Origin of the sequence: Collinsella sp. AF29-7AC, assembly GCF_003475665.1 — a bacterium.
Taxonomy (GTDB): domain Bacteria; phylum Actinomycetota; class Coriobacteriia; order Coriobacteriales; family Coriobacteriaceae; genus Collinsella.
Genome location: NZ_QRQX01000020.1, coordinates 19,257 through 38,473, shown reverse-complemented (window position 1 = coordinate 38,473; position 19,217 = coordinate 19,257). Strand labels below are relative to the sequence as shown.

Annotated in this window: 16 protein-coding genes and 1 riboswitch; of the genes, 6 read left to right on the top strand and 10 right to left on the bottom strand. The window is 60.4% G+C overall.

Translation table 11 applies throughout. The annotated features are described in order from the left end of the window. Positions 1 to 74 precede the first annotated feature (74 nt). The 5 genes from hydA to dpaL all read right to left on the bottom strand — a co-directional run bounded on the left by hydA (position 75) and on the right by dpaL (position 6,293). Positions 75 to 1,442: a dihydropyrimidinase gene (gene hydA / locus DWZ15_RS08670; protein ID WP_118334688.1), complete on the bottom strand. Its 1,368-nt coding sequence runs from the start codon at positions 1,440 to 1,442 to the stop codon at positions 75 to 77. A gap of 9 nt (positions 1,443 to 1,451) precedes the next feature. After that, on the bottom strand, positions 1,452 to 2,066 hold the full coding sequence (locus DWZ15_RS08665) for a nucleotidyltransferase family protein (protein ID WP_117655005.1): 615 nt from the start codon (positions 2,064 to 2,066) through the stop codon (positions 1,452 to 1,454). Positions 2,067 to 2,216: 150 nt separating this feature from the next. After that, the gene (gene ygeW, locus DWZ15_RS08660) at positions 2,217 to 3,419 is read right to left on the bottom strand and encodes a knotted carbamoyltransferase YgeW (protein WP_055252229.1); all 1,203 of its coding nucleotides are present in this window, start codon (positions 3,417 to 3,419) and stop codon (positions 2,217 to 2,219) included. Between the two features lie 201 nt (positions 3,420 to 3,620). Continuing rightward, complete coding sequence (locus DWZ15_RS08655; protein WP_118450491.1) at positions 3,621 to 5,006, bottom strand: YgeY family selenium metabolism-linked hydrolase; 1,386 nt, start codon at positions 5,004 to 5,006, stop codon at positions 3,621 to 3,623. Positions 5,007 to 5,078: 72 nt separating this feature from the next. Continuing rightward, complete coding sequence (dpaL, locus tag DWZ15_RS08650) at positions 5,079 to 6,293, bottom strand: diaminopropionate ammonia-lyase (RefSeq protein WP_117797442.1); 1,215 nt, start codon at positions 6,291 to 6,293, stop codon at positions 5,079 to 5,081. A 277-nt stretch (positions 6,294 to 6,570) separates the two neighbouring features. On the opposite strand from dpaL, the gene DWZ15_RS08645 reads away from it, so the two are divergent. Further along, a complete protein-coding gene (locus DWZ15_RS08645) occupies positions 6,571 to 7,224 on the top strand; it encodes a transcriptional regulator (RefSeq protein WP_117797441.1) in 654 nt (217 codons plus the stop codon). A 123-nt stretch (positions 7,225 to 7,347) separates the two neighbouring features. Next, complete coding sequence (locus DWZ15_RS08640; RefSeq protein ID WP_118450489.1) at positions 7,348 to 8,334, top strand: hypothetical protein; 987 nt, start codon at positions 7,348 to 7,350, stop codon at positions 8,332 to 8,334. A 37-nt stretch (positions 8,335 to 8,371) separates the two neighbouring features. Here DWZ15_RS08640 and DWZ15_RS08635 read toward each other — a convergent pair whose 3' ends face one another. Next, entirely contained in the window at positions 8,372 to 9,694 is a 1,323-nt protein-coding gene (locus DWZ15_RS08635) for an ATP-binding protein (protein ID WP_117843103.1), read from the bottom strand. Between the two features lie 269 nt (positions 9,695 to 9,963). Next, positions 9,964 to 10,054: riboswitch (SAM riboswitch) on the top strand. 8 nt (positions 10,055 to 10,062) lie between these two features. Here DWZ15_RS08635 and DWZ15_RS08630 point away from each other — a divergent pair. The 4 genes from DWZ15_RS08630 to DWZ15_RS08615 all read left to right on the top strand — a co-directional run bounded on the left by DWZ15_RS08630 (position 10,063) and on the right by DWZ15_RS08615 (position 12,323). After that, entirely contained in the window at positions 10,063 to 10,485 is a 423-nt protein-coding gene (locus tag DWZ15_RS08630) for a hypothetical protein (protein WP_117564170.1), read from the top strand. 572 nt (positions 10,486 to 11,057) lie between these two features. Next, positions 11,058 to 11,513 carry a helix-turn-helix transcriptional regulator gene (locus DWZ15_RS08625; RefSeq protein WP_117564169.1) on the top strand — a complete coding sequence of 152 codons (456 nt, stop codon included), beginning with the start codon at positions 11,058 to 11,060 and terminating at the stop codon, positions 11,511 to 11,513. A gap of 57 nt (positions 11,514 to 11,570) precedes the next feature. Then, a complete protein-coding gene (locus DWZ15_RS08620) occupies positions 11,571 to 12,053 on the top strand; it encodes a hypothetical protein (protein WP_117635331.1) in 483 nt (160 codons plus the stop codon). Positions 12,054 to 12,104: 51 nt separating this feature from the next. Beyond that, positions 12,105 to 12,323, top strand: a complete 219-nt coding sequence (locus DWZ15_RS08615) for a hypothetical protein (RefSeq protein WP_117564167.1) — start codon at positions 12,105 to 12,107, stop codon at positions 12,321 to 12,323. A gap of 536 nt (positions 12,324 to 12,859) precedes the next feature. Here DWZ15_RS08615 and DWZ15_RS08610 read toward each other — a convergent pair. From DWZ15_RS08610 to ygfK, 4 genes are read right to left on the bottom strand one after another with little or no spacing between them, the layout of a single operon-like run. Beyond that, entirely contained in the window at positions 12,860 to 14,755 is a 1,896-nt protein-coding gene (locus DWZ15_RS08610) for a molybdopterin cofactor-binding domain-containing protein (RefSeq protein ID WP_233544730.1), read from the bottom strand. Between the two features lie 42 nt (positions 14,756 to 14,797). After that, positions 14,798 to 15,637: a 2Fe-2S iron-sulfur cluster-binding protein gene (locus tag DWZ15_RS10740; protein WP_233544723.1), complete on the bottom strand. Its 840-nt coding sequence runs from the start codon at positions 15,635 to 15,637 to the stop codon at positions 14,798 to 14,800. Between the two features lie 12 nt (positions 15,638 to 15,649). Continuing rightward, positions 15,650 to 16,129, bottom strand: coding sequence for a 4Fe-4S binding protein (locus DWZ15_RS08605; RefSeq protein WP_117778544.1), 480 nt, complete (start codon positions 16,127 to 16,129; stop codon positions 15,650 to 15,652). A gap of 11 nt (positions 16,130 to 16,140) precedes the next feature. Beyond that, positions 16,141 to 19,140, bottom strand: a complete 3,000-nt coding sequence (gene ygfK / locus DWZ15_RS08600) for a putative selenate reductase subunit YgfK (protein WP_118450487.1) — start codon at positions 19,138 to 19,140, stop codon at positions 16,141 to 16,143. Positions 19,141 to 19,217: the final 77 nt, after the last annotated feature.

Genomic DNA, 19,217 nt, shown 5'->3' with positions numbered 1-19,217 from the left:
AACGGAAAAGAGCCGCCCTTTCGGACGACTCAAACTGTAATGGGGCTCTTTTAGCTACCCCGGCGCCCTTTCTGCTAGCGGGGGACGTAGCGGCCGGGTTGGGCTCCGGTGGGCTCGCCGTCGCGTGCCGCCAGCACGCCGTTCACAAACACGGCCTTGGCGCGGCCATGTGCCTCAAAGCCCTCGAGCGGCGTGTAGTCCACGGCCTGATGCTGCGTCGCGGCGCTAATCGTCCAGCGCGCCTTGGGATCCCACACGCACACGTCGGCATCGGAGCCCTCGGCAAGACAGCCCTTGCGCGGATACATGCCAAAAACGCGCGCCGGATTCTCGCTCATCAAGCGGCACAGATCCTCGGGACCCAGCTGTCCCTCAAAGCTCGTGGCAATCGCAACGGGACGATGCTCCACGCCGGGCCCGCCGTTGGGAATCGCGCGGAAATCATCGCGTCCTCGGTCCTTTTGCCCGTGCAGGTTAAAGCTGCAATGATCGGTCGCAATAGTATCGATCTCGCCAGCCACAAGCGCCTCGCGCAGCGCGGCACGGTCACCGGCATGGCGCAGCGGCGGGCTCATCACGTACTTGGCGCCCGCAAAGCCGTCCTCGCCCTGCTCCAGATAGCAGGTGTCGTCGAGCATCAGATACTGAGGGCAGGTCTCGACATAGATGTTCTTCTGCCCGTGCGCTTTGGCAGCGCGAATGGCCTCGAGCCCCAGCTTGGTCGAAAGGTGCACCACGTTGACCGGAGCGTCCCCGGCCAAGTGCGCCAGATACAGCAGGCGGCTCACGGCCTCGGCCTCACACACGTCCGGACGGCTGAGCGCATGGCCCTCGGGCCCGTGGATACCCTGATCAAACACGCGCTTCTGCAGCGCGTTGACCAACGTGCCGTTCTCGCAATGCACGCACAGGATACCGCCCACGCGCTTGAGCTCCTCCAGCACCTCGAGCGTCTCGGCATCGTCCAGGCGCAGATGGTCGTAGGCAAAGTAGGTCTTAAACGACGACACGCCCGCCTCGCGCATGGCCGAAAGATCGGCGCGGTTGCGCTCATTCCACTCGGCAAGCGCCATATGGAAGGCATAGTTGGCGGTGCAGGTGCCGTCGGCGCGATGATGCCACTCGACCAAGGCATCGGGCATGGTCACGCCGCGATCGGCCGTCGCGTAGTCCACAATGGTCGTCGTGCCGCCGCAGGCAGCCGCGCGCGTGCCGGTCTCAAAGCTATCGGCTGTCCAATCCATGCCGGTCCAGCACTGCATGTGCGTGTGCCCATCGATAAAGCCCGGGAACACCCAGCAGCCCGCAGCATCCTCGACGGTATCGCCCTCGGCCGGCTCAATCGCCGCGGCAATCCGTACGATCTTATCGCCATCCATGGCAAGATCGGCGCGGCGAAGCCCCTGGGGCGTCACGAGTGCGCCGTTTTTGATGATGATCATAATTGCTCCTTATTGATTGATGCAGTTGGCCACGCGATCAAAATACGAGCAGGCGGCGATATGCTCCGTTATGCGTCGCTGTCCCTTGACGGTATCGACGTCCCACAGCTCGTAGGCACGCGCCTCGACCAGCACCACGTCGGTACGGTCCTTGAGGATCGAACCGCCGCCGTCCTTACCCTCAAGACACATAAGTGCATCGAACAGTTCCGCCGGAAAGAGCACCGGGCTCGAAGGCTCACCGTTGCACGCAAGACGCACCGGATACTTGCGGCCACGCTCATCAAACGCGCGAACCATGGCCTCAAAAGAATCCGAACTCACGAGCGGCTGGTCGCCCGGCAAAAAGAGGCAGCCTTTCCAGTTGCGATCGACCCCCCACGAAAGGCCCGCACGGACGCTTTCGCTCCTGAGCTTGCCATCGTGCAGCACATACGGGCAATGCTTGTCCTCGCAAATCTGGGCGACCTCGGGCCAACGCGTCGAAACCACAACGTCAAAGCCCCGGGGAACCGAATCGATGGTCCGGGCAATCAGCGGCTCGCCATAGATATCGGCAAGCATCTTGTTAGAGCCAAACCGCTTGCCCTCGCCCGAAGCCATAATCACGCAACCAAGTTTCATGGTGATACCTCCCCTGAAACCATCGTACCCATAACTCGCGCCGCGGGCATCCACATCGAAGGCGCTTATCCCGCACGCCCGCGATGCAAAAAAGGGGCACCCCGCCGGTTGGCAGAGCGCCCCCTTTACATGGCTTACCTCAACCCGGCTTTAGGCCTGGAACCAACGGGCGGTGTTGCGCTCGTCGAGGGCCTTGAGGGTAGCGGCGGGATCGGCAACCTTCTGCAGGAACATCATGGCTGCGATAGCGTACGGCTTGTAGCTAGCCTCCTTGTACATGCCCACGCGGTGCATGTCGAAGACGTCGGCGTTGACCTCGCCGTGCTCGCAGGAGACACCGGAGATGTCGGCAGGCAGCGGGTGCATAAAGATGGTGTCCTGACCGTTGGCAGTCTTCTCCATGAGCTCGGTCGTGGAGCACCAGTCCTGATGGGTGGCGTTCTGGGCGAGCAGCTCCTTCTCGAGCGCGGCGATGCCGGCGTCGTCGCCCTCGGCGTACAGGTTGGTGCGCTTCTCCATGGCGGCAAACGGAGCCCAGCTCTTGGGAATCACGATGTCGGCGCCCTCGAAGGCCTCGGCCATGGTGTTGACCTGCTTAAAGGTGGTGCCGGACTCGGCGGCATAGCCCTTTGCGCGCTCGACGACCTCGGGCATGAGGTCGTAGCCCTCGGGGTGAGCCAGGGTGACGTCCATGCCAAAGCGGGGCAGCAGGCTGATCAGCGACTGCGGGCAGGACAGCGGCTTGCCGTAAGAGGGCGAATAGGCCCAGGTGACGGCAACCTTCTTGCCCTTGAGGTTCTCAAGGCCGCCAAACTCGTTGATGAGGTAGAGCATGTCGGCAGAGGACTGCGTGGGGTGATCGGAGTCGGACTGCAAGGAGATGAGCGTGGGACGGTGATCCAGAACGCCGTCCTCGTAGGCCTGCTGGACAGACTCGGAGACCTCGGCCATGTAGGCGTCGCCCTTGCCGATGTACATGTCATCGCGGATGCCGATGACGTCGGCCATGAAGGAGATCATGGTAGCGGTCTCGCGGACGGTCTCGCCGTGAGCGATCTGGGACTTCTTCTCGTCCAGGTCCTGCAGCTCAAGGCCGAGCAGGTTGGCGGCCTTAGAGAAGGAGAAACGCGTACGGGTGGAGTTGTCGCGGAACAGGGAGACGGCCAGGCCCGAGTCGAAGATCTTGGACGAAACGTTGTTCTCACGCAGCTCGCGCAGGGCGTCGGCGACGATGTAGAGCGCCTTGAGCTCATCGGTGGTCTTGTCCCAGGTGTGCAGGAAATCGCTGCCGTACATGCCCTTAAAATCGAGGCCGTTCAGCTGCTCGACGAGCTCGGTAAACTTGGCGTCCATGTAAATATCCTTTCCAAAGATGAAACGATTGCAATGAGTAGATGTGCTCCGGTATGCGCGTGTGGCTAGAACATGCAGAGCGCTATGACGAGGACCCGCTACCGTTGAGGAAGCATGGGAGATAACGACTGCGGGCCCCAAGTCAACAGGAGGTGCCGGGGGCATAGGCTGTCCCCGGCTCAACAAAATCGAGGAATGGGACTAGTCGATCTTGTTGTTGGTCAGACCAGCGCGGAACACGGTGGCGTCGCCGTCGGCCTTGCTGGGATCGTAGAGGTTCAGAGCGGCAACATACATGGCGGCAGCGGTGACCAGGTCGTCCTTGTAGGTGACCTCGTTGGGAGCGTGAGCCTGAGACTCGGCACCCGGGCCAAAGCCCACGCAGGGGATGCCGTAGCGGCCCTGGATGGAAACGCAGTTCGTGGAGAAGGTCCACTTGTCGCACAGCGGACGACCGGTGCGCTTGTCCATGCTGGGCTCGCAGCCGATGCGCTCGTCACCGAACATGGCCTTGTGGGCGTCGACGAGGGCCTTGACGTGCGGAGCGGTCTCCTTGTTGATCCACGTGGGGAAGTAAGCCTCGGTCTCGTAGACCTCGCCGGTCCAGGACGGACGGTCGTACATGTACATGGAGACCTTCACGTCGTCGCCGTACTTCTTGGCGGCCGGCAGGTTGCGGATCTCGTCCAGGCAAGACTCCCAGGTCTCACCGGCGGTCATACGACGGTCGATGGAGATGGCGCAGGAATCGGCCACGGCGCAGCGGCTGGGGCTGGTGTAGAAGATCTGGCTGACGGTGCAGGTGCCGCGGCCCAGGAAGCGGGCATCCTCGTAGTGCTCGGGGTTGTACTTGGGATCGAGCATCTTGACGAGGCCCTTGATGTCGGTCGACTCGTCGCAACCGTTGTTGTTGAGGGCGCGGACGTCGGCGATGATGTCGGCCATCTTGTAAATGGCGTTATCGCCGCGGTCGGGAGCGGAGCCGTGGCAGGAGGTGCCGTGAACGTCGACGCGAATCTCCATGCGGCCGCGGTGACCGCGATAGATGCCGCCGTCGGTGGGCTCGGTGGAAATGACGAACTCGGGCTTAATGCCGTCCTTGTTGTAGATGTACTGCCAGCACATGCCGTCGCAGTCCTCTTCCTGGACGGTGCCGACGACCATGATCTTGTAGCCCTCGGGGATGAGGCCCATGTCCTTCATCATCTTGGCAGCGTAGGTAGCAGAAGCCATGCCACCCTCCTGATCGGAGCCGCCGCGGCCGTAGATGATCTCGTCGGTCTCGTAGCCCTCATAGGGATCGGCATCCCAGTTCTCGATGTTGCCGATGCCGACAGTGTCGATGTGGGAATCGATGGCGATGATCTTGTCGCCCTCGCCCATAAAGCCCATGACGTTGCCCAGGCCGTCAACCTTGACCTCGTCATAGCCAAGGCTCTCCATCTCGGCCTTGATGCAGGCGACAACCTCACCCTCCTCGCAGGACTCAGAGGGATGGCTAATCATTGCGCGAAGAAAACGCGTCATATCAGCACGGTGGGACTCAGCAGCAGCCTTGATAGCGTCGAAATCGAGTTCTTTAGCCATTGTTCATAACCTTTCAAACGAAGGAATCTACCTGTGAGGTGGCGGAGCGATACCTATTTACTCCGCCCAGTATTAGCAAGTGGGGTATTCGCCCTCCCAGACGATGCGGCGATACTGATCCGGATCGGTGTCGCCCTCGGTGGAGAAGCAGAGCACGGAGCTCGTCTTGTCCAGACCGATGAGCTCCTTGAGCTCGGCGTACTCGGGATCGAGCATGAGGGTCTCGACCAGGCCGGTGGTCACTGCGCCGGACTCGCCGGAGATGACGCGCGGGTCGCCCTTCTCGGGAGCGCCCAGGGTGCGCATGCCGCGAGCGGTAACCCAGTCGGGGCAGGACACGAAGGCGGTGGTGTGGTTGCGCAGGATATCCCAGCCCAGGATGTTGGGCTCGCCGCAGCACAGGCCGGCCATGATGGAGGGCATGTCGCCGTCCACGATGCGCGGATTGCCGTCGCCGGCGGCAGCGCCCTTGTACAGGCAGGCGGCAGGCGCGCACTCGACCACGACGAAGGTGGGCGGGTTATCGGGATACAGGTTGGTGAAGTAGCCCACCACAGCGCCGGCCAGCGAGCCCACGCCAGCCTGAACAAAGACGTGCGTCGGGCGGTTGATGGCCATCTCGCGCAGCTGCTCGGCAGCCTCGGAAGCCATGGTGCCGTAGCCCTCCATGATCCAGGACGGGATCTTCTCGTAGCCCTCCCAGGCGGTGTCCTGAACGATAACGCCGCGCTCGCAGGCATCGGCCTCGGCGGCGGCCATGCGCACGCACTCGTCGTAGTTGACCTCTTCGATGGTCACCGTGGCGCCCTCGGCGGCGATGTTATCGAAGCGGGGCTTGGTGGAACCCTTGGGCATGTGCACGACGGCCTTCTGGCCCAGCTTGTTGGCAGCCCATGCCACGCCGCGGCCATGGTTGCCGTCGGTGGCGGTAAAGAAGGTGGCCTGGCCAAAGTCCTTGGCAAGCTGATCGGAGGTCAGGTAATCGAAGGTGCACTCGGCAACGTCCTTGCCGGTCTCGTCGGCAATGTAGTTGGCCATGGCAAACGAACCGCCCAGAACCTTAAAGGCGTTGAGGCCAAAGCGATAGCTCTCGTCCTTGACGCACAGGTTGGACAGGCCCAGGCGCGCGGCCTGGCCATCCAGGCGGGCAAGCGGAGTGACGGTATATTGAGGGAACGACTGGTGGAAGGCGCGGGCCTTCTTCACGTGGTCGAGGCTCATGATTCCCAAGTGCTTGTCATCGCTCTTGGGCATCGTGTTGCCCGCCCACTGGATCTTATCGGCCATACGGTGAACTCCTTAAGTCCTCTCTTGCCGGCCCCCGCATACGCGTTTCAGTCCATTCCCATTCATGCGACTGAACTTTTATGTGGATGCCAAACAAAAAGTTTGTTAGCACTGTTCTATCACACTTTTTGATTGGCAAACCTAACAAATTGTTTGTTGCCGTAATCGGTACCTTTTCGTCGCCGAACGGTTACATAACGCAGCAACGCTTTCGTTATTTGCGAACAGGTGTGGTTTATGGCAAAGTGAGCCCAAACTAATTTTTAGGAAGGCACCCATGACCCCCGCACAGATTGAGTTTTATAAGCGCCTTGCACACGGCCTGGCGCTCCAATTTGGCCCCAACTGCGAAGTCGTCGTCCACGACCTGGAAACCGAAGACGTGGACCACTCCATCGTAGTGATCGAAAACGGCCACGTCAGCGGGCGCAAACTGGGTGACGGCCCCAGCCATATTGTGTTTGAGTCCATGCACGAGGGCACCACCGACGTGCACGACCGCGAGCCATACCTCACCAAAACCACCGATGGCAAGCTGCTCAAGTCCTCGACCATCTTTATCCGCAACGACGAGGGCAAACCCGTCGGCATTTTGGGCATTAACTTTGACATTACGCTCATGAAGGCTTTTGAGCGCTCGCTCGATGCCTTTACCGGCACCGGCGCCACGGGCTACACCGAGCCCGAGCCCATTACCAAAAACATCGGCGACCTGCTCGAAGATCTGCTGCGCGAGTGCGAGCAATACGTGGGCAAGCCCGCAGCCCTTATGACCAAAGATGAGCGCATTCGCGCCATTGGCTACCTCGACCGTCGCGGCGCCTTCCTCATTTCCAAGTCGAGCGAGCGCGCCTGCGAGTTCTTTGGCATCTCCAAATACAGCTTCTATAGCTACCTCAATGAGGCCAAGGCGGCAGCAGGCGACAAGTAGGCACTCGCCTGGATTGCCCCTCCCCTTTTGGGCGCGAGTTCTGGAAAGCATGAATCCAAGACCGAGCCGCTTGGAAAGTTCCATATAATCGATGTCATTAGTATTTCGAAAGGGTGGAACAGAATGGCGTTGAGCAAGGCATCATGCACCGGTCGCGGATTGATTCCGGCAATTGGTGGACATGTGCACCGCATGTTCGATGAGGGTGAAGACGACCTGTTTTCGCTGAGCCTTGACGACGTGATGGATGATCGCCCGTGGACCGCCGACGAACTCATGGGCGGTGGGGCTCGCCTGTCAAGCCCCAATCCCGCACTTGCGCCTAAGCCCGCATCTGCGCCGACTCCTGCGCAGCCGCCTGTTTCGACGCCCGCGTCTACGCCCGCACCCATTTCGGCGCCCACACCCACTCCCCGCCCCGCAAGCGACCCGTCCGAGACGGCGGCATTTCTCGCTGCAGCGACGCAGGGCAAATCGGCCGACAGCACCGTTATGTACAGCGCCCAGCAGTTGCCTGTTCCTGCGGCACGCAAGCCTCCGGTCACAAGGCTCGATGAGCCCGTTGCCCATCAGGTTGCCTACGATTCCTGGGCTGCAGCCGATCTGGATGAGACCTCTACCGGCATGCCGGCGCTCGACGTTCCAGTTAACCCGCTTTTTGCCGCCAACACGAGCGCCGCGGACTATGAGGGCGGTGCGGCATATTCCGATTATTCCGATGGCTATGCTGGCACCGATCGCATCGAGACCGAGGATTATGGCAACGCATCGAGCGATTATCTCAACGACCCGTACGCTGCCACGCCTGCACCGGAATATGACCCGGAGGCCGCGTCCGCGCCGGCGTATACCAAAAGCACGGGCGAAGAGCGCTTCGCCGATTATTACGCCGAGGAAAAGGCGCTGCGTTTCTCGGAATTTCCGCAGGCAGTCAAGGTTGCCTTTATCGCCATTGTCATTGCCCTGCTCGGCGTCATTGCGTTTGAGGGATTCCGGCTGTTCTCCGGCCCCACCCAAGCGGAGTCGGAGACCCAGCAAAAAGAGGACGATAACAAGTATCTGGACATCAACACCCTCAAGGGCGACCCCAACGACGGGGACGACGAGTAGCGAGGGTTAAGGGAGGGCCGGAAGAGCCGGCGGCATGTTACGGCTCCAAAAGCCCTGCCATAAAGATGGGCAGATACAGCACGTCACCATCACGGTGAAGATTACATTCCGCAAGTACCAGGGCGCGATCGATTCCGTAGCCCTTCGTCGCGAGCGCGTTGTCGAGCGCCGCATGGGACTTAAAGCTCTTGCCCGACTTGACCTCGATGGCAAGGACCTCCCCATCGAGCGTCTCCTCCACAAAATCGAGCTCGCCGACTTTTTTAGACGTAAAGTAGCGCAATCTGAATCCGTGGGCTTTGAGCTCTTGGGCAACGAAGCCCTCAAACGCCGCCCCCATGTTCATGCCAAAGGCGTCTTCCGCCTCCCCATCAAAAACGCCTTGGGCGACCCTTTTGGAATACGACGACATGAGCATTCCGGTGTCCAAGTAAAACAGCTTGAACAGATTTCGTTGCTCCCCCAATAAAAGGGGTGCCACGGGCGCCGTTACGTTATACACGGGAAGCGCGACACCCGCCTCCGATAGCCAGAGAAAATGATCTGTCACCTGCGAAAAACGTTTGACACCGTTAATCGATGACAGTTTGAATCGCTTGTTTTTGGAGCCGGCCTCGCTGGGAATCAGATCATAGATATCGCGAATAACCAAGCGTAGCTCAGGCGGAGCGTACTTTGCGATGTCATCGCGATACAGGGCGTGAAGATCGCGATGGATGTTTCGAACCTCGTCGACATTGCGCGTCGCCAAGAAGGAATTGACCGCGTCGGGCATGCCCCCCACCACCACATACTGATGGAACAGATTGAGCAAGCGGTCATACAGATAGCCGGGGAGCTCCTTTTCGTCCTTTAGACAACCCCTGAGCATGTCAAACGCTCCGGCAGCAACGCCGCTTGCCCAGCAGAACTCCTCAAAGTCGAGCGGGTACATCTGGACCTGCTCGACATACCCCACCGGCAGGGAATCGATGCCCTCGAGCTCAACGCCAAGGAGCGATCCGGTAAGGATGTATCGAAAGTCGCCGCGCTGGACCAGGTATTTGATAAACGTCACTACGTTGGGGCATCGCTGCACCTCGTCGATAACCACAACGGTCTTGTTCGCAACCATCGGCTGCGTTGCAGCAATAGACATGCGCATAAGCAGGTCATCCGCGCTTTTTGCCGCCAAAAACGAATCGCGCACGGACGCGTCGGCGATAAGGTCGAACGTCACGACATTTTCGAACGATTCGCTTGCAAAGACGTTGACCAAATATGACTTTCCTACCTGTCGGGCGCCCTTGACCAAAAGAGCCTTGTTAGGCGACGAGGCAAGCCAAGATTCAAACTGTGCTTTCGCTTTTCTCTGTAGCATAAGCGCACCCCTTATTACGTGCTGTTTTAGCATTAGGATACACTTTTCCGTGGTTGCTAGATGCTCATTTCGACACTTTTTCGAGATTTTGAAGTGTGTATTACGATACTTTTCCGTACTTTTACACGGGATATTTCGACACTTTTTCGGATTTAAGCCTAACAGCAGCCGGCGAAATCAAGCGCCGTCTGCACATCATTTCGCAGGCGGCGCTTGATTTGTGTCCGCGCGCGCTGATAGACTCCATCGTGCCAGCAAGGAGCGGGCGCGTTTTATCCAGAGTCGGGGTAGAGAGTTGGCTCCACGATCCCGACGCCAACCGGCCAAGAGGCACGGTGGCCCTGCCAACATCGATGAAAGGAGTCCGTATGGACAATTTCTCCGTGCGCAGTGAGCGCAACTTCCACAACCTGGTAGCCAAGCCAAAACGAATGCATCTTCTGGACAAGCCGAACGGCTATGCCTCGGCCATGGTCAAGAGCAGCCTCTCCCACCAGATGCGCTTTACCGTGCAGGTGCTCGAGGAAGAGCTCTGCGTTGCCGGCGACCCGCACGTGCTACAGATCAAGCTGCTCGGAGACGACTCGCGCGAGTCGTCCAGCTGGAAGCTCTTTGCCGACGGCTCGTGCGTCGCAAGCGGCTCGGGTGACTTTGCCCGTGAGTGCTTCTGCGAGGGCGCCGAGGTGTTTTTGGACTTGTGTCGTGATGCCGTCGAGGCTGCCAAGCTGCACCAGTGGAGCCAGAGGGAGTATGAGCTGCTGAGTGCCGCGCGCGGGATTGCGGGGGTGTAAACAGGCGGAGCGCTCCTGAAGCCTTATTCCACACGATCGGGTGTACTCATCTGCAACTCGACTTGCTACCAGATGGTGCAATCACGTTCCACGTCGGTTAAGCCAGACCCCGGCCGGTCGTTGGCAAGTGAAACAACATCTCCCACCCATAGGCCTCTAAGACCGACCGTCCACTATAATCCAAGCGGTTAGCGTCTCCCAAAATCGCCATGGACACGTCTTCCAAGATGCCCTCTCAACTGTGCAGAAATAACAGCCGCCCATACGGTCGATGTGCTCCTTGCACGTCTCGCTGACCACGCAACGATGGAAAACAGGTTCCTGGACGGATGACCCCTGAGGGGATGCATGAAATCGGCATCGAGGCCATCGTCTGTCGAACAATACCTGCCCATACCTTTAAAACATGAGAACAAGACGCCGGCGTCGGTATCGTTTTCAATTCAGTTTAAAACTGAGGAGATTCAGGAGCCAGCCGAATAAACTAAGACTCACTTAGTAATTGCTAAACTTCTGACTGGGTATATAATATCTGACAGTAATAAGGATTCTTTACTATATGTGAGGCAGAAATGACTTCAACGGATGATGAACTAGTCAGCAGGCTCCAAGCTCACCTGTCAACCATTCGCAAGGCGGCGGGCTGGAGTGGCGAACGGCTTGCGAACGAACTAGGCATAACAAAGCAAACCGTCAGCAGCCTTGAGACGGGTAAAACGCAGATGACGAAGATGCACTATCTCGCCATCAGGGCGGTATTCAACAACGAAATCGCCGTCAGCGGAAACGAGGATCTGGCAAAAATAATTCAGCTATTCGTTGACCAACCAGTAGCACCCAAACTAGAGAAGATGCAAAATGCCCTTAAAGAAGGGGATGAGAAGGGGACACAACAAGAGGCAGCTACTAAGCAGAGCGCCATAGTTGGAGCAACCGCTCTCACCGCCGCCCTAATCCCCGCTTCATCGGCATTGATTCCGGCATTGGGCTCTCTTGCATATCAACTTGCAAAATCAATCAAGAAATGAGGTGTACAGAAATTGGAGTCGGAAAACACTGATCTGCCCGCAAAGAACAAAGGCCTCGTGTGGCTCGAGCAGCACAAAGTCCAGATTGGCATCGGTGTATTTGTGGCAATCAGTTCAATCGTTAGCATTACGATTGCCGCGAAAACGGGCCATACGCCTAAATTCAAAACTATTTGCAACGGCGCAGACAAAGGTGTTGCCACGATTGCTAAGGCAGCAGAAAAGGCCTCCTTGCCAGTGGTCAACCTTACCGGAGTCAAGAAGACTGCAACGGGACTCGGACATGACTTGCTTCTTTCGAATCAGGCAGTTAACAAGCGTCTCGTCTCCAGCGGAATGATGACAAAAGAGCCCTGGGGTTACAAGCTCACAGAAGTCGGCAAACTCTTTGGGAAAGAAACAGTCAAAGTAACGCGCGCCGGTTATACCTTCTCAAATATCGAATGGGATGAAGCGGTTGTCCCGTTTGTTTTTACTTCCGACGAACTTGCGAGCATTAACGCCAAAAAAACTCACATTGCGCAAGTCATAGCCCAGTAGTCAAATCTGATACACCGTGCGCCTCGCGTACGCAAACGAAAAGGAGACACCATGGTCATATACAGAACTCAAGAATGGAACGGATACGGAAAGCAAAACTACTACTGGAATGAATACCGCCGTGAGGGCGACACGGTTGTCAAATACAAGTGTAATAGGCGCAAGTTCTTCGATGGGGACGAAAGCAACTGGGAAGAAAGCGAGCATGAAGAAGATTCGTGGAGCATTGACGATCCCAATATGCCCGATTGGCTGAACGGCTACCTCTAATAACTATTAACTAGCAGCCCTTGAAAGCCCCACTTCCCACAGGGAACGTGGGGCTTGATATTGCCCTCCTGTCCGAAAGCACTTTCCATCTCAGCTTTCAATCTAGGCAACCACAATGGTATGGGCCATGGCCGTCAGTTCACCAATCTCAATAAACCTGTCTTTTGTAATGCGATTGACCAATGCGCCGACTCTCTGGTCGGTCGCATCGACATCACAAGCGATGCGCAGCCCGGGAGAGCCGCCAAAAGCAGCTGCTTGTCTGATGCACAAAAGCGCAGAAACCCGCATCCCGAATATGGTGGGATGCGGGCACGGACAATCGTGTGTCCCATTCCAGGCGCGGATTCTGGGATGCAATCTCCGCCGAGGGCTCCAAGGGGAAAGCGCATCCCATTCTGAGCGCCTATTCCGGGACACAGTTTCCGCTCCAAACAAAAGGCCCCGGCTCGCGATGGAGCCGGGGCCAAAGGCACAGCATATGCAGTTGATGGTGAGCGCGAACAGCCCGTCAGAAATGCCATCCGCGCTCTACCCTACCCGCGGTGACGGGCGCGGCTGTACGGCGTATCCACCATGGGCAGATCCGGACGCAGCTTGCCGTCAAATGCGCGATAGGCATTCTGTACGGCGGGCGCTGTGGGGATCGTTGCGATCTCGCCGATGCCCTTGCCGCCGTATGCCACGGGCAGTAGCTCGTCCTTCTCCACGTAGATGGCGTGGATATCCGGAATCTCGGGCGCACGGAACAGCCCGAGCGTACCGTACCTTGCCTGGGGTACGCAGTCCTTGAGCGGCCAGTCCTCGGTAAGCGCATAGCCCATACCCATGAGCACGCCGCCTTCGATCTGACCCTGGATGGAGATGGGGTTGACCACCTTGCCGGAATCGTGCGCGGCATAGACCTCGCTCACGCGGCCATCGTTATCCAGAATGACCACATGCGTGGCAAAACCGTAGCAAATGTGGCTCTTGGGGTTGGGAACATCCGCACCCAGCTTGTCGGTCGGCTCCAGGTACACGTAGCCAAACTCGCATCCCTCGAGCGCCTTGATGGCTGCCGCGGGATCCTGAGGATGCATTCCCTGGCCGGCGACGAGTTCCTGTGCGCGCAGCTGATAGGCGCGACCGTCGTCGTATTCGATCTTGACGCCGTCACCATGCGCGCTCACGGGAGTATCGGGTGCAGGCTTGCCGGCCTCGATGCCAAGCATGGCATCGCGCAGCAGGAAGGCGGCACCGCGCACGGCCTCGCCGGTCACGACCGTCTGGCGCGAACCAGACGTAGTACCCGAGTCGGGCGCGTTCTCGGTGGAGCACTCGCCATTGGCAATGCAGCGAAGCGGCAGGCCGCAGGCCTCGGCAACGTCCTGCAAAAAGACGGTGTTGCAGCCCTGGCCGATGTCGGACGTGGCGGCATAGACCACGGCACGGCCATCCTCGATGCGAATCTTGCAGCGGCCGGCATCGGGCAGGCCCACGCCCACGCCGGCATTCTTCATGGCGCAGGCAATGCCGGCGTGGCCGGGATGCGCATAGTAGGCATCCTTGACCTCGAGCAGCGTCTCCTTCAGCGCCGTGGAGCAGTCGGCAATCTGACCGTTGGGCAAAACCTCGCCCGGCTCGATGGCATTGCGGTAGCGAATCTCCCACGGATCCAGGCCGACCTTCTCGGCCAGCAGGTCGATCAGACTCTCAAGCGCAAACTCGGACTGGCAAACGCCAAAGCCACGGTACGCGCCGGCGGGCGGGTTGTTGGTGTAGTAGCCAAAACCGCGAATGTCGGTATTCTGGTACTTGTAGGGACCGACGGCGTGCGTGCAGGCGCGCTCGAGCACCGGGCCGCACAGCGACGCGTAGGCGCCGGTGTCAAAGTTGATCTCGCAGTCCAGGCCGGTAAAGTTGCCCTCGGCGTCGCAGCCCAGCGTAAAGGTGCCGTCCATGGCGTGGCGCTTGGGATGGAACGCGAGCGACTCGGCGCGCGTGAGCTTGCACTTCACAGGACGCTGGAGCTTATAGGCAGCAAGCGCGGCCAGGTGCTGGACGGAAACGTCCTCCTTGCCGCCAAAGCCGCCGCCCACGAGCATGGTCTCGACGACCACACGCTCGGGTTCGCTATCCCAGCCAAACATGTGGGCGCACTCTTTGCGCGTGTCGTAGGCACCCTGGTCGGTCGACCGCACCTTGACGCCGTTCTTGTACGGGAAGGCGACGGCGCACTCGGGCTCCAAGAAGGCATGCTCGGTAAAAGGCGTGGTAAAGCGTTGCGTCACGGTACATGCGCTCTCCGCCAGCGCCTTGGCGGCGTCGCCGCGCGTCACATGGCGACTCTGGCACACGTTGTCCTTGAGCTCCACCGTGTTGCCAAAGGCAAAGAAGCTGTCGTGCAGGCGTGGGGCATCGGCAGCCCTGGCCTCGACAATGTTACGCACGGGCTCCAGCGGCTCGTAATCGATCTTAACGAGCTTCTTGGCCTACTCGAGTGTCGCCTCGTCCTCGGCGACCACCAGCACGATGGCGTCACCCACGCAGCGGGTGATATCGCCCTGGGCAATCATGACGTCCCAGTCTTGGATAAGGTGGCCGACCTGGTTGACCGGCACGTCCTCGGCGCGCAGGATGCCCACCACGCCGGGCAGGGCCTCGGCTTTAGAGGTGTCGATGGAGAGCACACGGGCGCGCGGATACTTGGAGCGCACAGCGCTGGCGTAGGTCAGACCCGGCTGATCGAGCTCGTCGATGTCGTCGGGATACTTGCCCTCGCCGAGCACCTTCTTGCGCACGTCGATACGGAAGGCGCGCTTGCCCACACCGTAGTCATCGCCGCGCTCCAGATCCTCGTCGATCTGCTTTTCGCCGCGAAGCACCGCAGCGGCCAGCGAGATGCCTTCGATAATCTTTTTGTAGCCAGTGCAGCGGCAGACGTTGCCGCGGATGGCGTACTTGATCTGCTCCTCGGTGGGCTCGGGATCCTCGGCTATGAGCGCGGCACCCGCCATGACCATGCCGGGGATGCAAAAACCGCACTGCACGGCACCCACGGCGCCAAAGGCGTACACAAAGGCCTCGCGCACGTCCTCGGGCAGGCCCTCGACGGTCACGATGTTGCGGCCGGCGGCAAGGGCGGTGGTCAGCACGCACGCCTTGACGGCCGCACCGTCCACGTGGATGGTGCAGGTACCGCACGCGCCCTCGGAGCAGCCGTCCTTGGCGGAGTGAATGTGCAGGTCGTCGCGCAGGTAGCGCAGCAACGGTTTGTTTTGGGTCGTCGTGCGCTCGACGCCGTTAACGGTAAAAGTGAATTCCTGTGCCATGGTGATTCCCTTCTACACGCCGGCGGCTATGCCGGTGCGGTCGTGGATGGCGCCATGCGGGCAGACGACGGCGCACATGCCGCACGACAGACAATCCGCGCCATCAATATGGGCGCAGTTGTCCTCGATGCGGATAGCGCCGGCAGGGCACTTTTTGGCGCACATGCCGCAACCGATGCAGCTCGTGTCGCAGATCTTGCGCGCAATGGCGCCCTTGTCGGTGTTGTTGCAGCGCACCAGGATGTTCTGGTAGCCGGGAACGAAGGCAATCACGCGCTGCGGGCACGCCATGCCGCACAGGCCACAGCCCGTGCACCTGGAGCGGTCCACGCGGGCGATGCCATCGACCAGCGCAATGGCACCGTGGGGGCAGGCCGCGACACAGGCGCCACAGCCAATGCAGCCTTCGCTGCAGCGGGCGTCGCCGCCTGCGGAGGCGCAACCGCTTCCGCAGGCAACGTAGGCCACGTTATGTTGAATGGATTTGGCCATAAGAGACTCGCCTATTTCTTAAGGAGATACGGATAGCTGTCGCGCACGGCCTTGATGGTCAGGCGGACGGCCTCGGGCAGACCGGTGTTGACGGCATCGACCGAGACGGTGCGGACCGTGCCGGCGACGCGAACCTTAAAGTGGTCCTCGTCCACGGCCAGGAAGCCCTCGTTCTCGGAGTTCTCCATGTCCTGATCGCTCCAGAACAGGGTGAGCTTGTCCTTGTAGGGACGACCCTCCTGGTAGGGGCAGAACACGGCGCAGTTGCCGCACTCGTTGCACATGCCGTCGACATGGACGACCTGATGCTTGGCCAGGCCCGGCACCTTAATTGCCACGTTGGCGCGGTTGGGGCACACGTCGCAGCAGACCTCGCACACCGAGCCGCAGCCCAGGCAGCGGGTCTTGGTGCAATTGCGCTTGTCGCGGCACAGCGACCCCTTGCGCTCGTAGCAGGCGTCCTCGCGACCGACCTGAGCATTCTGGTCGGCGTACTTGTTAAAGTCCACGCCAGCGATGGCACGGGCGACCTCGGCGGCATCGGCGATAGCCTCGACCACGGTGGCCGGACCGCGACGGCAGTCACCTGCAGCCCAGACGCCCTCAACGCCGGTGGAGGTGGCGGCAAGGCGGCCGCGACGGTCGTGCTCGACGCCCGCGGCGTCGTACAGGCTGGCATCGATGCCCTCGCCCACGGCACAGATCACCGTGGTGGCGGGCAGCTCGACGGTCTCGCCCGTGGCGACGGGGCTGCGACGGCCGCTTGCGTCCGGCTCGCCAAGCTCCATGACGTCGCAGGTCAGCACGGCGCCGTTGAGCGCCTTGGGCGCCAGCAGCTCACAGAACTCAACGCCGTCGGCAAGAGCAAGATCGAGCTCTTCCTCGTCGGCGGGCATCTGCTTCTTGGTGCGGCGATACACCAGGCGCACGTTCTTCACGCCAGTCAGGCGCTTGGCCACGCGGGCCGCGTCCATAGCGGTATTGCCGGCGCCGATGACCACGACGTCCTCGCCCAGCTCGAGCTTCTCGCCCTTCTTGGCGGCCTCGAGGAACTCCAGCACGTCGAGCTCGGCGCCCTCGCCCAAGCCTGCAGAGCCGGGCATCCAGGCACCGGTGGCCACGACCACGTCGGTAAAGCCCTGAGCCTTGAGCTCGTCAATGGACTCCACGCGGGCGTTGAGCTGCACCTTGGCGCCAAAGGCCAGACAGAGCTCGGCATCGTGGGAGATATCGTCGCTCGCGATACGGAACTCGGGAATCACGTGACGGACCACGCCGCCGAGCGAGTCGCGGGCCTCGAAGATAGTGACGGGCACGCCGGCGCGCGTCAGGAAGAACGCCGTCGCCAGGCCGGCCGGGCCGCCGCCGATAACGGCAACGTTGCGCTCGCCGTCGTTGGCGATAGCCTGGGCGCGCAGCTTGGGCAGCACGGCAGTCATGGCCTCGCGGGCGGCCTTGAGCTTGCTGGCGCGGATCTGGGCACCCTCGGGCTCGTAGAACGCACGCTCGCAAGCACGGCCGCAGGGATGCGGGCAGATGGTGCCGGTGATAAACGGCAGGGCGTTGCGCTCGATGATGATGTTGAGCGCGTCCTCGTAGCGGCCCTCGTCAACAGCCGCCAGATAGGCAGGGATATCCTGCTGGATGGGGCAGCTCGTGCGGCACGGCGTGGTAAAGCAGTCGGAAAGCGGGCTCTTGCCGGCGACCTTGCGGTCGGGCAGCGGGCGCAACGGCTTCTTGTAGAGCGGATTGGTGAGCGAGTCGGTCTGGATCGCAGCCACGGCCTCGAGAGAGACGCCCGCAAACGGCTTGCCATCCAGGTCGGTAAACTCGCCGGCCATCTGGCTAAAGCGCTCGTAGCCACCAGGCTTGAGCACGTCGGTCGCCAGGGTGACGGGCCAAATGCCGGCATCGTACAGGGCGCGGATGTTGTAGACCGTGGCGCCGCCGGAGTAGCTGATGCGCAGCTTGCCATCGAACTGCTCGGTAATGCGGCGGGCAGCCTCGATGGTCAGCGAGAACAGCGAACGGCCGGACATATACATCTCGGTGGAAGGCAGCTCGTTCCTCGTCACGTCGACGGGGAAGGTGTTGGTGAGCTTGACGCCAAACTCCAGGCCGCGCTCGGCGCACAGGGCAATCAGGCGCTCGAACATAGGCACGGCATCGGCCCACTGCAGGTCCTCGCGGAAGTGCGTGTCATCGAAGACGATGTAGTCAAAGCCCAGCTCGTTGAGGCGCTGGCGGGCAAACTCATAGCCCAGCAGCGTGGGGTTGCACTTGATGTAGGTGTTGAGGCCCTTCTCGGTGATCAGATAGGTCGCGATGCGCTCGATCTCCGCTGGCGGGCAACCGTGCAGGGTAGACTCGGTGATAGAGTTGGAGACGCGCGCCGGGATGGACTCGACAAACGCGGCGTCGACATGCTCAAACTTGTCCAGGTTGGCGAGCGCCCATGCGCGGCACTCATTCCAGACGTCAGAGCCGCTGGCGTCCTTCATACCCTCGATGTAGGCGTCGACCTTGGGGCTCTTAATACCCTCGAGGTCATAACCCACGGACATGTTGAAGACAAAGCCGTCCGGGCTGCCCAGACCGTACTCGCGAGCGATCAGGTGGCAGGCAAACCATGCCTTCACGTACTCGGCAAAGGCCTGCGGAACCTCGAGCTCGGTCGACCATTCGCAGTTGTAGCACTCGTCCTGAGCCACGATGCAGGGCTTGTTCACACACTTGGAGAGCTCCTCGCCGTCCATAACCTGGACGGTCTTGAGCTCAAAGAAACGAGAACCGGCCACGTAGGATGCCACGATGTTCTGGGCAAGCTGCGTGTTGGGGCCGGCAGCCGGGCCAAACGGGGTCTCGATGCGCTCGTCAAAAATGGGAAGCGCGCCCTCCTGGTTGGTCGTGACCATCTTGCGCACGCCAAAGATGGCGTCCTGGGTCTTGTGCTCCTCGATGATCCAGTTCATCAGCTGCGAAAACGGGATCGGCCTCATGATGTCGCTCATAGTGAGCTCCTCTCTGTAACGCCCGGCGAGACCGCGCGGCGGGCGCAAATACGGTGTAGCGCTAGCACAGCGCCGGC

What these genes read in the sequence shown, in the direction of transcription:
- DWZ15_RS10740 (WP_233544723.1), bottom strand. Translation starts at nt 15,637, where the DNA reads ATGGCACAGGAATTCACTTTTACCGTTAACGGCGTCGAGCGCACGACG.
- ygeW (WP_055252229.1), bottom strand. Translation starts at nt 3,419, where the DNA reads ATGGACGCCAAGTTTACCGAGCTCGTCGAGCAGCTGAACGGCCTCGAT.
- DWZ15_RS08635 (WP_117843103.1), bottom strand. Translation starts at nt 9,694, where the DNA reads ATGCTACAGAGAAAAGCGAAAGCACAGTTTGAATCTTGGCTTGCCTCG.
- DWZ15_RS08645 (WP_117797441.1), top strand. Translation starts at nt 6,571, where the DNA reads ATGACCCCCGCACAGATTGAGTTTTATAAGCGCCTTGCACACGGCCTG.
- DWZ15_RS08630 (WP_117564170.1), top strand. Translation starts at nt 10,063, where the DNA reads ATGGACAATTTCTCCGTGCGCAGTGAGCGCAACTTCCACAACCTGGTA.
- DWZ15_RS08615 (WP_117564167.1), top strand. Translation starts at nt 12,105, where the DNA reads ATGGTCATATACAGAACTCAAGAATGGAACGGATACGGAAAGCAAAAC.
- ygfK (WP_118450487.1), bottom strand. Translation starts at nt 19,140, where the DNA reads ATGAGCGACATCATGAGGCCGATCCCGTTTTCGCAGCTGATGAACTGG.
- DWZ15_RS08665 (WP_117655005.1), bottom strand. Translation starts at nt 2,066, where the DNA reads ATGAAACTTGGTTGCGTGATTATGGCTTCGGGCGAGGGCAAGCGGTTT.
- hydA (WP_118334688.1), bottom strand. Translation starts at nt 1,442, where the DNA reads ATGATCATCATCAAAAACGGCGCACTCGTGACGCCCCAGGGGCTTCGC.
- DWZ15_RS08605 (WP_117778544.1), bottom strand. Translation starts at nt 16,129, where the DNA reads ATGGCCAAATCCATTCAACATAACGTGGCCTACGTTGCCTGCGGAAGC.
- DWZ15_RS08625 (WP_117564169.1), top strand. Translation starts at nt 11,058, where the DNA reads ATGACTTCAACGGATGATGAACTAGTCAGCAGGCTCCAAGCTCACCTG.
- dpaL (WP_117797442.1), bottom strand. Translation starts at nt 6,293, where the DNA reads ATGGCCGATAAGATCCAGTGGGCGGGCAACACGATGCCCAAGAGCGAT.
- DWZ15_RS08655 (WP_118450491.1), bottom strand. Translation starts at nt 5,006, where the DNA reads ATGGCTAAAGAACTCGATTTCGACGCTATCAAGGCTGCTGCTGAGTCC.
- DWZ15_RS08640 (WP_118450489.1), top strand. Translation starts at nt 7,348, where the DNA reads ATGGCGTTGAGCAAGGCATCATGCACCGGTCGCGGATTGATTCCGGCA.